Below are 14,198 nucleotides of genomic sequence, written 5' to 3' on the forward strand. Positions count from 1 at the left end.
CATGACGCACTCCGCAGCAGTCCTCGGCGGCGGCATCGGTGGACTCGCCGTCGCCCGCTACCTGTCCCGCGCCGGCTGGCACGTCGAGGTCTTCGAGCGTGCCGAGACCCTGCCCACGTCGGGCACCGCGCTCGGCATGTGGCCGCAGGCCCTCGAGGCGCTGGACGCGATCGGCGCAGGTGATCGGGTGCGCGCGCTGGGATCACCCCAGCACCGCGGTTCGCTCCTGCGGCCCGACGGATCCGTGATCGGCACCATCGACAACCGCAACCGAACCGCCTACCTGCTGTCGCGGCCCGCCCTGCTGGCCACACTGGCCGAGGCCCTGCCGGACGGCACGATCTCGTTCGGCACACCGGCACCCGCCCTCGACGCGCTGACGGACCACGACGTCGTGATCGGCGCGGACGGCCTGCGCAGCCCGACCCGCCGTCAACTGTTCGGCGAGAAGTTCGAGCCGCGGTACGTAGGCGCGACCGCCTGGCGCGGGTGGGTGCCCGGACATCGGGACACCGTCAGCGAAACCTGGGACACGGACGCACTTTTCGGCATCACCCCGCGCGATGGCGATCTCGTCAACTGGTTCGCGTGCGTCCGCACCGACGCCGGACACCCCGGCGGCCTCGACTACCTCCGGTCGCGGTTCGGGAACTGGCACGCCGACGTCCGGGCAGTACTGGATGCCGCCACCCCCGACGCGATGCTCCACCACGACCTGTACGAGTCGCCCCCGCTGCCGTCGTACGTGTCGGGCAACGCGGCCCTGCTCGGTGATGCGGCCCACGCAATGGCGCCGAACCTCGGTCGGGGCGCCTGCGAGGCCCTCGTCGACGCCGTCGCGCTCGGCCGATTCCTCACCGCCGACACCGACATTCACACCGCGCTGCACCGGTACGACCGCGCACGGCGGCCCGCGACGCGGCGACTGGTGCGTGGATCCCGAGCCATGTCCTCCGTCGCGATGACCGGCCGTCTCCATCCGCTGCGCGATCTGTCGGTGAAGCTGGCCGCGAGCCTGGCCTGACCGGACTGCGGGGGCGCGGGAACGCTTGCCCGTCTGGTACTTTGCCGCGGTAGGGGGACGAGAAAGAACCGGGGGCGGTCATGGGGGCGGTGGACGACGGCTGCGGCAGTGCGCCGGCAGCACGGACGTATCTCATCGGGGAAACAACACATCCACCTGGTCGGTGGACGCATTCTGCTGTGCTCGCTTCCCTCTTCCGGTGCCTCTGATCTGCACCACTCTTGCGTTTGCTTCGTCAGCACCAGTCCGTTCGATCACCATGCCCGTTCGACTTCAGGAGTCACAGACTTGAGAATCCGCATGCACGCTCTGGCAGCCGCGATTTCGGTATCCGCCGCCGCACTGCTCGGCGCCGCGACGGCACACGCCGCTCCGACCGCCCCGCCGTCCACGTCGCAGCCGGGCGTCACCGACCCCTCGGCTGCGCCCACCACGTCGCAGCCCGGCGTGACCGGTCCCGACGACGCCGCCCACCACGTCCCAGCCGTGCGTCACCGACCCGGCCGTTCCGGCCGCGACGACGCCCGCTCCCCCGCAGGCTCCGCTGGCGGTGCCGGGTGCCGAGACGGTCGTGCCTGCTGCTCCCGACCTGGCAGCGCCCGCCGCCGAGGGAGTCGTCGAGGCACCGGCGGCCCAGCCGGCGACCGTGTGGATCGACCCCGACGACATGCCGAAGGCACATCAGGCACCCGTCGCCCCCGTACTTCCGGTGCCGAAGCCGGTCGTCGAGGTCAATGCGGCCGTCGACACGCTGGTCGGTGCGGTGCCGGTGGCCGTCAACGGACGCCAGTACGGCAACCCCGAGGGCTACGTCGGCACCATCGGCTGGCGCGTCGGTGACGCCACCGGAACCGCGGGCATCGCCGTGGACCCGTCCTCGCCGACGGCGGCCACCGTCTCCGCGTTCTCGGCCGACTCCAACGCCGAGCACCCGACCAATTGGTCTGCGCCCGTCGACGTCACACCCGTCGCCGCCGCGATCACGGATGCGGCCGACCGGTACCCGGCCTTCGGGGAACTGGTTCGGACGATCGCGTCTCTGCCCGCACCGCAACTGCCGCAGCTGCAGTCCACCGACAGCGGTCCGGCGGCCACCACGATCGGCGGCGTGAACGTGCGCAGCCAGGCGACGCTGCACGTGTGATCCGATTTCCTCGCGCGGAGCCCGCCAGGGGTCGGCTCCGCGCGAGGGAATGAGGTGTGGAGGATTCAACTGTGACAGAACCGCCGAACAGGGCACCCCTCGACCGCTTCTCGCACTGGTTCCCGCCCTTCGCATCGGCCGCGGTACCGGGGTCGACGGTTCCCGCCGCGGAACCCGAACAGCAACCCCCGGCTCCGACGTGGCTGACCGCGGACGATGAGCCCGATCCTGCACCACCTGTTCGCGGTAATCAGAGACTCGTCGTCGCCGGCGCCGCCGCTGCGGTGACCGCCGTCATCGCCGGTGTGGTCGCCGTGTTCGCCTCGACGTCCGGCGATGCGAGCGGAACCCCCGTCGCCGCTGCCGATTCGGGCTGGTGCGTCGAATCCCGCGACGGCTCGACGGTTGTCGGCAACGGTCCCGGCGGCACCTCCGACGGCGTCACCGCGATCCTGGCATTCGACCACGCCTATTACGTCGCACGGAGCGGCGCGAAGGCCCGCGAGGTGGTCGCCCCCGATGCGCCGCTGGGGTCCGCCGAGACGATCCAGGGCGGCATCGACTCCGTGCCCGAGGGCACCGAGCACTGCCTCGCCATCACCGAAACCGAACCCGGCCGCTACGCGGTGACGCTGTCGGAACTGCGACCGGACCGGTCGACGAAGAAGTACGAGCAGGTCGTAACCACCGCGGACCGCGACGGCCGCACGTACATCACATCCATTGGAGACGCCAAGTGACCGACCCACTACTGCAAGCACTTCCGGTGTCGACCCTCGTCCTCGGGGCATGCGGAGGAGCAGGCGCCACCACGACGACGCTCGGGCTCGCCAACACCGCGGCCGCTCGCGGCGGCGCGGTCGTGGCCCTCGACGCAACACCCGCCGGCGGCGACGTCGCCGAGCGCGGCGCCGACGCCGTGCTCTCCGTGAGCGGCCTCGAGCAACTGGTGGCATCCGCGGCCGCCGGCCCCGTCGCCGACGACGTCTTCGACGGGTACTGCTCCCGCACGAGCGCCGGGACCCGCATCCTGAACCGCATCGGGAATCAGACCGCATCGGAACGTGAATTCCACACTGTCACAGGGTCACTCCGCGCCCGGGGGGTGAGTGCCGTCCACGACCTCGGTCACCGGTTGCGAGCCGCATACCTCGCGCCGCTGCTGGCCACTCCGTCGCCCATCGTCCTCGTCGTGCCGTGCCGGGCGGACGCGTTCAACCGCCTACGCTCCGCGTTGCAGTCGATCGGTGACACGCTCGGCGCACCCGGGCTCGCCCGCACCGTCGTCACCGTGTCGAATCAGGACGCCACCGGCTGGCAGGTGGACGTCGACCTCCTCCGCGAGTACCTGGGCGGACAGGTGTGGGGCATCGAGACCATCCCCTACGACGAACATCTGGGCATGGGGATCGTCATCGATCACAGCCGGCTGGCACCGGACACCCGGGCCGCGTACGAGCGGGTGTCCGCGGCGGCGTCAGCCGTGGCCGAAGGTCGTCCGGAACGGGTCTGAGCGGGGCACGTCCAGTACCCTTCCGGTTTTATCGCCACTATTCTCACTGCCGCACTTCGGTACGAATAGCGGAATACCGTTCCAACCGGAGGGGCACATCAAGGCCACTCACATTCGCGCAAGTTTTAGTTACTCGGTGTGCAGATGTGCGGCAGGAGGCCGTCCCTGACGTCGAGCGGCAGTAGCTGAGCGCAGTCACCACATCCGCACACATTTTGGTCAGCTTCACACGCAATTGCATGCGCGTTTGACCAATCGGTGTGCAAACGCGACGGACTCGCGAACAGCCCTCACCCCTCCAGCAACCCCTTCAACCGCTGCAGGTCGGCGTTGACGGCTGCCGCGTCCTGCGCGAATTCTTCGGCGGTGACGCCGTCGCGTCGCCGGATGGTGAAGATGACTTCGCTGTGGTCGCCGTCGGGGATGACGCGGACGGGGTTGTAGACGGTGTCGCCGCTGGGGAGGGTGACGTCGTGGTCGAGGACGCCGTAGTCGTTGGCGGGTGCGAAGGCCACGGCGACCTGCCCCATCGGGGAGTCTGCGAGCCAGCGGTCGCCGTCCCGGGTGATGTTGGTGCTCAGGCCCGCCGCCCAGGCCGGGAGGTTGGCGGGGTCGCTCGCGTAGGAGTAGACATCGGCGGCGGTCCGAGCGATGAACACACTGACATGGGTTGATTCGGTGGTCATGACTCCCAGCATCCCTGCCGCAGCGCCCGGATGATTGAAGAAATCGGACTCCGGTGCTCGATGTCCGAAACCTTCAATGCGGGTCGGTCTGAGGTCGTTAGCGTTCTCGGTATGACCGCAACATTCAGTGCCATCGAACTGGTCGTCCACGACCTGCCCACGTCGCTCGCGTTCTACCGGCGGCTCGGACTCGACATTCCCGCCGACGCCGATCAGGCGCCGCACGTCGAATTCGAGTTTCCCGGTGGGATCCGCCTGCTGTGGGACACGGTCGAAACCATCCGCTCGTTCACACCCGACTGGGCCGAACCCACAGGCGGGCATCGCACCGCACTCGCCTTCGATTGCGGAACCGCCGCCGACGTCGACACGCTCTTCGACGAGATCACGGGCGACGGCTACAACGGTCGGAAGAAGCCGTGGGACGCACCGTGGGGGCAGCGCTACGCCACCGTCGACGATCCCGACGGCAACCCCGTCGACCTGTTCGCCGCGCTCACGCCGTAACCAGCTGACCGAACGTGCGGCCGGTCAACTCGTGCGCCTCACGGATCAGATGGGCCTGATCGGCGAACCCGGCCATGCCGGCCGCCTGAGCTGCGGGAATGGACGAACCCGCCAGCCCCAGCGCCGACTGCAACCGAAGGATCCGGGCCAGCATCTTCGGCCCGTAACCGAATTGCCGTCGGCACAGGCGGTGCAGTTGCCGTTCGCCGACACCGATCCGGTCCGCGACCTCACGGACGGACGCCTGCTGCTCCAGAAGTCGGACGATCACGGGGATCCGGCGGTCCGGTGGCGGCCCGAGGAGCCGCCGAGACCGCGCGAACTCCTCGAGTGCCCTGCCGGGGTCGGCGTCGTCGGCGATCCTGCCGAGGAACTTTGTGGTGGCGCGGTCGCTCAGGACCTCGGCGAGTGGCACCCGAAGATTGGTCAGCTCCTCTGCCGGCGTACCCAGGAGATCCGGAAGAGTTCCTGGGGAACAACGCAATCCGACGTAGCGGTCGCCCTCGCGGCTGCGGGTGAGATACGGCCGCGAGTCGGGGCCGGCCACGACGACGTCACCGTTCATCCAGATGAGGTCCATGCAGCCGTCGGGCAGGATGGCGGCCGCACCCGCGGGCGCGGTCTTCTGCCACACCACAGCGCCGGGGAACACCGACCGCCGCTCCGTGTACATGACCCCATGCTAGGCAGCTGCTACGACACTCGGCGCGGCGTCAGATCTCCGGCTCGCCGGCATGCAGATCCGGCTCCCAGTCGTAGACGACGGCGGTCCGCAGCAGAATGTCCTGAAGGGACCGGCGCCGGCTGTCGACAGCCGCCCAGAGCAGTCCGAACCCGAACATCACGCACAGCACCGCCCGGAGAAGGGCGCGCAGCCAGCCGATCAGTTCACCGTTGCGGCTGACCACCCGCAGTCCCATCGTCACGGCGCCGACGGTGCGGCCGCTCACCGCCCAGCACACCGTCAGGTACAGCACCGACAGGACGATGAACATGGTCACCGACAGCACGGCATTGGCGTCGGGGAACGAGAACTCCTGTGGTGAGAACAGCAACCGCACGAACAGCACGCCCACGTAGATGCCGCCCATCACGGCCAGGACGACCGCCAGGTCGATGCCGGTGGCCAGACCCCGGGTGACGATCCCGGCTGCACGATGCGCCGGCGTGCTCATGCATCGCCCGGTTCGTGCCCGCGCCCGAAAAACTTGCCCACGAATCCGGCGACGGCGTCGTCGGCCTGCATGCCCTGGGTCCGCACCCCGCGGACCGCCTCGTTCGACATCGAGTCGGTCGACTCGCGGATGATGCGCGGCAGGTCGACGCCCTCGATCACGGTGTCGGCGAGCACCACCAGGTCGACACGCCCGATGACGGAATCCACGTCGACGCGGTCGACGATCGCGTCCACGTCGACCCGGGCGGCGACGGCGTCGATATCCACACGATCGAGAATCAGCGGGATGTTCACCCGGGCGGCGATCGCGTCCACGTCCACCCGGTCGATGATGCGCTGGATGTCGATGCCCTCGGCGACCTCGTCCAGGTCGACGTGATCCCGCACGATCGCGGTGAGGTCCACCTCCTGAAGAGCGACCTGCACGACCCTCCGCAGCACCGCGTGCAGCACCCGGTCCGCGAGTTCGTCGGCGCTGCGGAGTGTCTGGGTGCCGCGTTCCTCGAGGGTGACCAGCAGCGGGTCGACTCCGGGGAGGAGTCGCGCCGTGTCGACGCCGAATCCGATCACACGCTGCAATGCACCGCCGGCTGTCGCGGCGACGCCGGCCGCGAGACGCAGCGGATCAGGGGCTCTCCTGCCGTCCATACTCGATATCCAAGCCGGTCGACGGCGGGGACGCAGGGGTTCCCGATATCTGGGTCACCCGCGGGGTGCGCCGGGGCCGTGCACGATTCGTGGGGCGGGCTGTCCGGACGCCGGACGAGGCGCCCAGTCGGCAAGTTCGGTGAGCAACTCGGCGACCCGATCCGAGCAGTGCGCGGGGTCCGGTGCCGGTCCCAATCCGAGTCCCTCGACCACCAGCACGTTCCCCTGGGTGAGTCCGTGGACTCCGAGCGACCACCCGAAGTGGCGGTTCCAGGCCAGAACGGCCTTCCGTCCGCGGTAGTAGGGAATCTCGCTGGACAGTGTCACGACCGCGTCGAACGCGGGGGTGCACCACCAGTCGACCGACAGGGCGCCCACCGTCGTCGCGACGGAACCGACATACTCACCGACATTCGCCGAGCTGGTGGCCCGGACCTGGCTGATGCTCATACACAACCCACTCTCGACGTTCGCAGAAACCCAGCGGAAGAAGCCGGACGGCAGGTTCACACTCGAGTCATTCGTCACGGACCGCCGGGAGGACGGGTTCGGGTCCGGAAGGGCTGGAGGTTCGCGACGAGGCTTCTACTCCATCGTCGGGCCGAGGCGGGGCGCCCGGTAGCCACCCTGGGGTGGGGATGCATCACCCCCGCTCTTGCGGGGGAAACACAAAGGCCACGAACTCGTGGAGTTCGTGGCCTCGATGTCGCGATTCCGGAGAATCGCTGGTGGTGGGCGAAGGGGGACTTGAACCCCCACGTCCCGAAGGACACTGGCACCTGAAGCCAGCGCGTCTGCCATTCCGCCACTCGCCCGAGCGACCCGGAAACATTAACACGAGGTCGCCAGAAATTACGATTCGTACAGGTCAGGACCCGAAAAGGCCACAAAAACACCCGTCCAGGCAAAGACCGATATCATGCAATGGCGTAGACCCGCGTCGTGGCTCGAGGCAATGACAGTACCGTGGGATACACGCACGGCAGTGGCGCGACACGGACATGTCTCGTCACAGCCACCGCGCACCGAGGACAGAAGACCCGACAGCCAGGCACCGTGAGGAGGTTCCGATGGGGATAGTTCAACGTTTCGAGCGGAAGCTCCAGGGAGCCGTGGGTGACGCGTTCGCCCGGGTCTTCGGCGGCGGCGTCGTGCCACAGGAGGTGGAGGCCGCGCTTCAACAGGAAGCCTCCGACCGAATCCAGCAGTTGGACGGTGGGCACGTGCTCGCGCCGAACAGCTATGTCATCGCCATCAACAACTCGGACCACGAAGAACTTGCCGCCGACAGAGACTTGACGGTCAAGGCCTTCGCCCGACACCTCGAAGACTTCATTCGCGACCAGGGCTGGCAGACGTATGGTCCCATTCATGTCGCGTTCGAACCGTCGCCTTCACTGCACACCGGGCAGTTCCGCACCCGGGGTTCGGTGGATCCGGATGCCGGCCGCCCAGGTGCGGCCACGCCGGGGCGACCCGAACCGCCACGCGGTCCCGCACCGCGACCACAGGCACCGTTTGTACCCGTCACGTCGAACCCAGGAGCTGGCCCCATGACGCAGAACTCAGGCTACGACCCCAGCCGCGAACCAGCGGGCAACCGCAATCCCGACCCGCAGTACGCGCGCAACGGTCATGCCCATGCGGGTCAGGACCAGCGGTACCCGCAGGGCTACCAGAACGGTTACGACCGCGGCGGCTACCAGCAGGGCGGCTACGACCAGCAGCAGTACCCCGACGACCAGCGCGGCGGCTACCCCCAGGATGCCGCGTACGGCCAGGCTTACGACCAGGGCGCGCAGGCTCCCGGCTACGAGCAGCCCGCGGACGCCGGCTACGACTACCAGCAGGGCGGCTACCAGCAGGACTACCAGGGCGGTTACGACCAGCAGGCGGCTCCCGCGCGTTACCCGGACGGTTCCTACGCCGACGCGGGATACCAGCAGCCGCAGGGCTACGACCAGGGTTACGACCGCGGCGGTTACCAGCAGGGCGGTTACGACCAGCAGGCATACGACCAGCAGGGCTACGCCGACTACGACCAGGGCGGTTACGGGCAGCAGGCCTACGCACCCGACGGTCACACGTTCACGGCGACGCTGCAGCTCGAAGACGGCAGCGGACGCCACTTCCAGTTGCGTGAGGGCAACAACATCATCGGCCGCGGCCAGGAGGCACAGTTCCGCCTGCCCGACACCGGTGTGTCGCGCCGCCACATCGACATTCGCTGGGACGGACAGGTCGCGATGCTGTCCGACCTCGGCTCCACCAACGGAACCACCGTCAACGGTGCCCCCGTGCAGGACTGGCAGCTGGCCGACGGAGACATCATCCGGGCGGGTCATTCGGAGATCCTGGTCCGAATCCTCTGAGGCACCACCGAGTTAGGACTCCGAGTAGGTTCCGCCGATACCCGACCCCGAACTGCCTCACCGAGACCCAACCGAGACGGCTTCGATACTCGACCGACATCGCGTCGGAGCCCGTGTCGGACGTAACACGGTGGGGACTCCGTATCGTTGTGGGCTGTCCGTATCCTGATCCCAGGGTGCGGGTTGCCCATATGATGCTGCCAGAAAAAGACGCTGGAACCTCGAACGTTCCCGCCACAGAAGGAGGTGGACTGCCGTGCAAGGTTTGATTCTGCAACTCACACGAGCAGGTTTCCTGCTTCTGCTGTGGCTTTTCGTGTGGACCGTTCTGCGGGCGTTGCGCGGCGACATCTACGCGGGATCCGGCGTCCGTGTGCCGCCCCGGTATTCGCGCAGCGGCAACGTGCTGCCGTCGCTGGGGAAGACCAAGACGGCCAAGTATCTGGTGGTGACGCAGGGCGGCCTCGCCGGCACGCGCATCACTCTCGGCACCCAGCCCGTCCTCATCGGACGGGCCGACGACTCCACCCTCGTTCTCACCGACGACTACGCCTCCACCCGCCACGCTCGGCTCTCCCCGCGAGGCGCCGACTGGTACGTCGAAGACCTCGGCTCGACCAACGGCACGTACCTGGATCGCGCCAAGGTCACCACATCTGTCCGCGTGCCGCTCGGTACCCCCGTACGGGTCGGCAAAACGGTAATCGAGTTGCGCCCGTGACCCTCGTACTCCGCTATGCCGCCCGCAGCGACCGTGGCCTTGTCCGTTCCAACAACGAAGATTCCGTGTATGCCGGTGCCCGCCTGCTGGCGCTCGCGGACGGCATGGGCGGTCACGCGGCCGGTGAGGTCGCGTCGCAGTTGATGATCGCGGCCCTCGCGCATCTCGACGACGACGAGCCCGGCGAAGATCTGCTCGGCAAGCTCGAGGCCGCCACCCGGGAGGGCAACGACTCCATCGCCGACCACGTCGAGGAGGACCCCGAACTCGACGGCATGGGCACCACGCTCACCGCAATCCTGTTCTCCGGCAACAAGCTCGGCTTGGTCCACATCGGTGACTCCCGCGCCTACCTGCTCCGCGACGATTCCCTCGCACAGATCACCCGGGACGACACGTTCGTGCAGTCCCTCGTCGACGAGGGGCGAATCACCGCCGAGCAGGCGCACACCCACCCGCAGCGGTCGCTCATCATGCGCGCCCTCACCGGCAACGAGATCGAGCCGACGCTGACGGTCCGCGAGGCGCGCGCAGGCGACCGCTACCTGCTGTGCTCCGACGGACTGTCGGACGTGGTCAGCGACGAGACCATCGAGAACACGATGCGTGAGGGCTCGCAGGACGAGTGCGCCGACCGGTTGATCGAACTCGCCCTGCGCAGCGGCGGCCCGGACAACGTGACGGTCGTCGTCGCGGACGTCATCGACCTCGACTACGGGCAGAGCCACCCCATCGTCGCCGGTGCCGCCTCCGCCGTTGACGAAGAGGACACACCGCCGCCCAACACGGCTGCGGGGCGCGCCGCCGCGATGCGTCCGCCGCGGGCCACCCCGAAGCGGGTCGTCCCGCAGGTCGAGGAACCGCCGACCAAGAAGAAGCGTCACCGCATGTGGTGGGCGGCGCTCGCGCTCGGTCTGATCGTCGTGGTCGCCGTCGCTGCCTTCGTGGGGCGGGCTCTGGTCCGGAACAACTACTACGTCGGCGCCGACGGCGAACGCGTCACCGTGCTGCGCGGAGTTCCCGGTTCGGTGCTGGGTTACTCCCTGCAGGAAGCGAATCTCGTCGGCTGTGTCAGCGATGCCGGCGACCTGACGTTGATGTCGCCGACCGAGTCACCGAACGGGTGCACCATACTCGAGGTCGACGACCTCCAGCCGTCGGCCCGCGAGCAGGTGCGTGCCGGGCTCCCCTCGGGCAAGCTCGACGACGTCCGCAACCAGATGACGCGCCTCGCCCAGAACGATCTGCTTCCGGTCTGCGAGTCGGAGTCGTCCACCACCACGACGACCACCCCGGCTCCGACCCCGGCCCCCGTCCCGGAGACCACGCCGCCGCCCGCGCCTGCACCTGTGCCCCCGGCCGAGGTACCGCCGGTTCCGGCGCCGACCACACCCCCGACTCCGACCGCCACCCCGGCGCCGACCGTGACCCAGGTTCCCGGTCAGAACTGCAGGACGGCTAGCTGATGTCGGTCGCAAGTGCATCACCGGGGGCGCAGTTTCCCAGTCCCCCCGGCGGGTTCGCGCCAGCCCCCGTCCAGTCGACGCGCCGGGGCACCGAGCTGATCCTGATCGGTTTCGCGATCCTGATCACGACGATCTCGCTGGTCCTGGTCGAGGCCAGCCAGGAACAGAGCATCACCTGGGACCTCGCCAAGTACGCCGCCGCCTACTCGGCGCTGTTTCTGATCGCGCATCTCGCGGTGCGCCGGTTCGCGCCGTACGCCGACCCGCTGATCCTGCCGATCGTCGCGCTGCTCAACGGCCTCGGACTGGTGTTGATCCACCGACTCGACCTCGCCGACGCACAGTCCGCCGCCTACTTCGGGCTGCCCGTCCCGTCGCCGGACGCCAACCAGCAGGTGCTGTGGACGACGCTGGCCATCGCCGGTTTCGTGGGCGTGCTGGTGCTGCTCAAGGACTACCGCCTCCTGGCCCGCTACAGCTACACGCTGGGCCTCGCCGGACTGGTGTTCCTCGCCATCCCGGCGATCCTGCCGTCCAGCTTCTCCGAGGTGAACGGCGCGAAGATCTGGATCCGCCTCCCCGGCTTCAGCATTCAGCCCGGCGAGTTCGCGAAGATCCTCCTGATCATCTTCTTCGCGTCGGTGCTGGTCGCGAAGCGCGACCTGTTCACGACCGCAGGCAAGCACGTGTTCGGCATCGACCTCCCGCGCGCCCGCGACCTCGGGCCCATCCTCGTCGCGTGGATGGTGTCGGTAGGTGTGCTCGTGCTGGAGAAGGACCTCGGCACGTCGCTGCTGCTGTTCAGCACCGTGCTGGTGATGCTCTACATCGCCACCGAACGCGTCGGGTGGCTGCTGATCGGTGCCGGACTGCTCGGAATCGGCTTCTTCTTCGCCTACCAGCTGTTCGGCCACGTCCGGGTCCGGGTCAGCACCTGGCTCGACCCGCTGGCCGACTACAACAACACCGGTTACCAGATCTCGCAGTCGCTGTTCGGGCTCGCGACCGGTGGTGTCGCCGGTACGGGACTCGGCAGCGGACGACCCGCTCAGGTGCCGTTCGCGAAGACCGACTTCATCGTCGCCACCATCGGCGAGGAGCTCGGTCTCATCGGACTCGCCGCCGTCCTGATGCTGTTCCTGATCCTCGTCATCCGCGGTCTGCGCACCGCGCTGGCCGTCCGGGACAGCTTCGGCAAGCTCCTCGCGGCCGGTCTGTCGTTCACGATCGCGGTGCAGGTGTTCGTGGTGGTCGGCGGCGTCACCAAGCTGATCCCGCTCACCGGTCTGACGACGCCGTTCATGTCGTACGGTGGGTCGTCGCTGCTCGCCAACTATCTCCTCCTCGCGATCCTGATCAAGATCTCCGACGCAGCGCGTGAGCCGGCGGTCCCGAAGAAGAAGGGCCCCGCACCCATCGCCGACGCCCCGACCGAGATGGTGCCGCGCTCATGAACACACCGCTGCGTCGCGTCGCGATCGCCGTCATGGTGATGGTGGTCGCCCTCCTCGCCAACGCCACCTACGTCCAGGTCATCAAGGCGGACAACCTGCGGGCCGATCCGCGGAACTCGCGCGTGCTGCTCGACGAGTACTCGCGTCAGCGCGGCCAGATCTCGGCGGCAGGCCAGGTGCTCGCGGCGTCCGTCCCGACCGACGACCGCTACAAGTACCTGCGCACCTACCCGCCGAACCCGGCGGCGCCGTCCAGCCCGTTGGCCAACGCACCGGTCACCGGTTTCTACTCGATGCAGTACGGCAGCACCGGTCTCGAGCGGACCGAGGACCCGGTCCTCAACGGTTCCGACAACCGGCTGTTCGGACGTCGCTTCTTCGACCTCGTGTCCGGCCGCGACCCGCGCGGCGGCAACGTGGTGACCACCATCAACCCGGTCATGCAGCAGGTGGCGTACGACGAGCTGACGGCGAAGGGCTACACCGGTTCGGTCGTGGCGATCGAGCCGAGCACCGGACGCATCCTCACGATGGTCAGCACCCCGAGCTACGACCCCAATTCGCTCGCCAGCCACGACGGCACCGAGACCACCCAGGCGTGGGAGGCCCTCAACGCCGACCCGGAGAAGCCGCTGATCAACCGCGCGGTGTCGCAGACGTACCCACCCGGCTCCACGTTCAAGGTGGTGGTCACCGCTGCCGCGCTCGCCGCCGGAACCACCCCCGACACCCAGCTGACCGCGGCCCCGCAGATCACCCTTCCCGGCACGTCGACGACGCTCGAGAACTACAACGGCTCCACGTGCGGCGGCGCACCCACCGCGTCGCTGCGTGAAGCGTTCGCGCGGTCCTGCAACACGGCGTTCGTCGAACTCGGTGTGAAGACCGGCACGGACGCCGTCAGCGACCAGTCCAGTGCGCTCGGCATCGGCGGGCAGATGCCCGGCGTCCCGTTCCCCGTCGCGGACAGCACGATCGGGTCGATCCCCGACGACGCCGCACTCGGCCAGAGCAGCATCGGCCAGCGTGACGTCGCGCTCACTCCGCTGCAGAACGCGATGATCGCGGCTACCGTCGCCAACGGTGGCGTACGGATGCAACCGCAACTGGTGTCCGAACTGCAGGGGCCGGACCTGTCCAACCTCGCGACCACCAACCCGGTGTCCGAAGGCCAGGCGATGTCGTCCCAGGTGGCGGCCACCCTGACCGACCTGATGATCGGTTCCGAGAACAACACCAGCGGCGAAGGCAAGATCCCGGGCGTCCAGATCGCGTCCAAGACGGGCACCGCCGAGCACGGGACCGACCCTCGGAACACCCCGCCCCACGCCTGGTACATCGGATTCGCACCCGCCCAGAACCCGACCGTGGCCATCGCGGTCATCGTCGAGGACGGCGGAGATCGTGCACTGGCCGCAACCGGCGGCTCGGTGGCTGCACCTATCGGCCGTGCCGTCATCGCAGCCGGACTACAAGGGGGCTGATT

The 14,198-nt window shown here is 68.5% G+C and carries 15 protein-coding genes and 1 tRNA gene; 10 read left to right on the forward strand and 6 right to left on the reverse strand.

Going from position 1 to position 14,198, the window contains the following annotated elements; genetic code table 11:
• Nucleotide 1: 1 nt before the first annotated feature.
• The 4 genes from WKC72_RS03725 (at nucleotide 2) to WKC72_RS03740 (ending at nucleotide 3,681) form a co-directional block, all read left to right on the forward strand.
• Nucleotides 2-1,024: an FAD-dependent oxidoreductase gene (locus WKC72_RS03725; protein WP_370181785.1), complete on the forward strand. Its 1,023-nt coding sequence runs from the start codon at nucleotides 2-4 to the stop codon at nucleotides 1,022-1,024.
• Between the two features lie 571 nt (nucleotides 1,025-1,595).
• A complete protein-coding gene (locus tag WKC72_RS03730; protein WP_370181787.1) occupies nucleotides 1,596-2,168 on the forward strand; it encodes a hypothetical protein in 573 nt (190 codons plus the stop codon).
• A gap of 71 nt (nucleotides 2,169-2,239) precedes the next feature.
• On the forward strand, nucleotides 2,240-2,908 hold the full coding sequence (locus WKC72_RS03735; RefSeq protein WP_370181788.1) for a hypothetical protein: 669 nt from the start codon (nucleotides 2,240-2,242) through the stop codon (nucleotides 2,906-2,908).
• Nucleotides 2,905-3,681, forward strand: coding sequence for a hypothetical protein (locus WKC72_RS03740; RefSeq protein ID WP_370181789.1), 777 nt, complete (start codon nucleotides 2,905-2,907; stop codon nucleotides 3,679-3,681). Before WKC72_RS03735 ends, WKC72_RS03740 begins: the two co-directional genes overlap by 4 nt.
• Nucleotides 3,682-3,971: 290 nt before the next feature.
• Here the strand turns inward: WKC72_RS03740 and WKC72_RS03745 are convergent, their stop codons facing one another.
• On the reverse strand, nucleotides 3,972-4,367 hold the full coding sequence (locus tag WKC72_RS03745; protein WP_037235046.1) for an SRPBCC family protein: 396 nt from the start codon (nucleotides 4,365-4,367) through the stop codon (nucleotides 3,972-3,974).
• A 111-nt stretch (nucleotides 4,368-4,478) separates the two neighbouring features.
• On the opposite strand from WKC72_RS03745, the gene WKC72_RS03750 reads away from it, so the two are divergent.
• A complete protein-coding gene (locus tag WKC72_RS03750) occupies nucleotides 4,479-4,874 on the forward strand; it encodes a VOC family protein (RefSeq protein WP_037235018.1) in 396 nt (131 codons plus the stop codon).
• Here the strand turns inward: WKC72_RS03750 and WKC72_RS03755 are convergent.
• The 5 genes from WKC72_RS03755 to WKC72_RS03775 form a co-directional block, all read right to left on the reverse strand.
• Nucleotides 4,864-5,547 (reverse strand): helix-turn-helix domain-containing protein, encoded by a 684-nt coding sequence (locus WKC72_RS03755; protein WP_370181790.1) that lies wholly within the window; start codon nucleotides 5,545-5,547, stop codon nucleotides 4,864-4,866. The two genes, WKC72_RS03750 and WKC72_RS03755, sit on opposite strands and share 11 nt — an antisense overlap.
• Before the next feature lie 40 nt (nucleotides 5,548-5,587).
• Nucleotides 5,588-6,049, reverse strand: coding sequence for an RDD family protein (locus WKC72_RS03760; RefSeq protein ID WP_370181791.1), 462 nt, complete (start codon nucleotides 6,047-6,049; stop codon nucleotides 5,588-5,590).
• Nucleotides 6,046-6,699, reverse strand: a complete 654-nt coding sequence (locus tag WKC72_RS03765) for a hypothetical protein (RefSeq protein WP_370181792.1) — start codon at nucleotides 6,697-6,699, stop codon at nucleotides 6,046-6,048. The genes WKC72_RS03760 and WKC72_RS03765 overlap by 4 nt, the downstream gene beginning before the upstream one ends.
• Nucleotides 6,700-6,753: 54 nt before the next feature.
• A complete protein-coding gene (locus tag WKC72_RS03770) occupies nucleotides 6,754-7,149 on the reverse strand; it encodes a DUF6292 family protein (RefSeq protein ID WP_037235010.1) in 396 nt (131 codons plus the stop codon).
• Nucleotides 7,150-7,428: 279 nt separating this feature from the next.
• Nucleotides 7,429-7,514: transfer RNA gene (locus WKC72_RS03775), tRNA-Leu, on the reverse strand.
• 255 nt (nucleotides 7,515-7,769) lie between these two features.
• On the opposite strand from WKC72_RS03775, the gene WKC72_RS03780 reads away from it, so the two are divergent.
• The 5 genes from WKC72_RS03780 to WKC72_RS03800 all read left to right on the forward strand — a co-directional run bounded on the left by WKC72_RS03780 (nucleotide 7,770) and on the right by WKC72_RS03800 (nucleotide 14,196).
• The gene (locus WKC72_RS03780; RefSeq protein WP_037235008.1) at nucleotides 7,770-9,071 is read left to right on the forward strand and encodes a DUF3662 and FHA domain-containing protein; all 1,302 of its coding nucleotides are present in this window, start codon (nucleotides 7,770-7,772) and stop codon (nucleotides 9,069-9,071) included.
• A 256-nt stretch (nucleotides 9,072-9,327) separates the two neighbouring features.
• Nucleotides 9,328-9,792 carry an FHA domain-containing protein gene (locus tag WKC72_RS03785; RefSeq protein ID WP_005249074.1) on the forward strand — a complete coding sequence of 155 codons (465 nt, stop codon included), beginning with the start codon at nucleotides 9,328-9,330 and terminating at the stop codon, nucleotides 9,790-9,792.
• Nucleotides 9,789-11,258: a PP2C family serine/threonine-protein phosphatase gene (locus WKC72_RS03790; protein ID WP_370181793.1), complete on the forward strand. Its 1,470-nt coding sequence runs from the start codon at nucleotides 9,789-9,791 to the stop codon at nucleotides 11,256-11,258. Before WKC72_RS03785 ends, WKC72_RS03790 begins: the two co-directional genes overlap by 4 nt.
• On the forward strand, nucleotides 11,258-12,712 hold the full coding sequence (locus tag WKC72_RS03795; RefSeq protein WP_037235003.1) for an FtsW/RodA/SpoVE family cell cycle protein: 1,455 nt from the start codon (nucleotides 11,258-11,260) through the stop codon (nucleotides 12,710-12,712). The genes WKC72_RS03790 and WKC72_RS03795 overlap by 1 nt, the downstream gene beginning before the upstream one ends.
• A complete protein-coding gene (locus tag WKC72_RS03800; RefSeq protein ID WP_037235000.1) occupies nucleotides 12,709-14,196 on the forward strand; it encodes a penicillin-binding transpeptidase domain-containing protein in 1,488 nt (495 codons plus the stop codon). The genes WKC72_RS03795 and WKC72_RS03800 overlap by 4 nt, the downstream gene beginning before the upstream one ends.
• Nucleotides 14,197-14,198 lie beyond the last annotated feature (2 nt).

This window comes from Rhodococcus wratislaviensis (assembly GCF_041228765.1).
GTDB lineage: Bacteria > Actinomycetota > Actinomycetes > Mycobacteriales > Mycobacteriaceae > Rhodococcus_F > Rhodococcus_F wratislaviensis.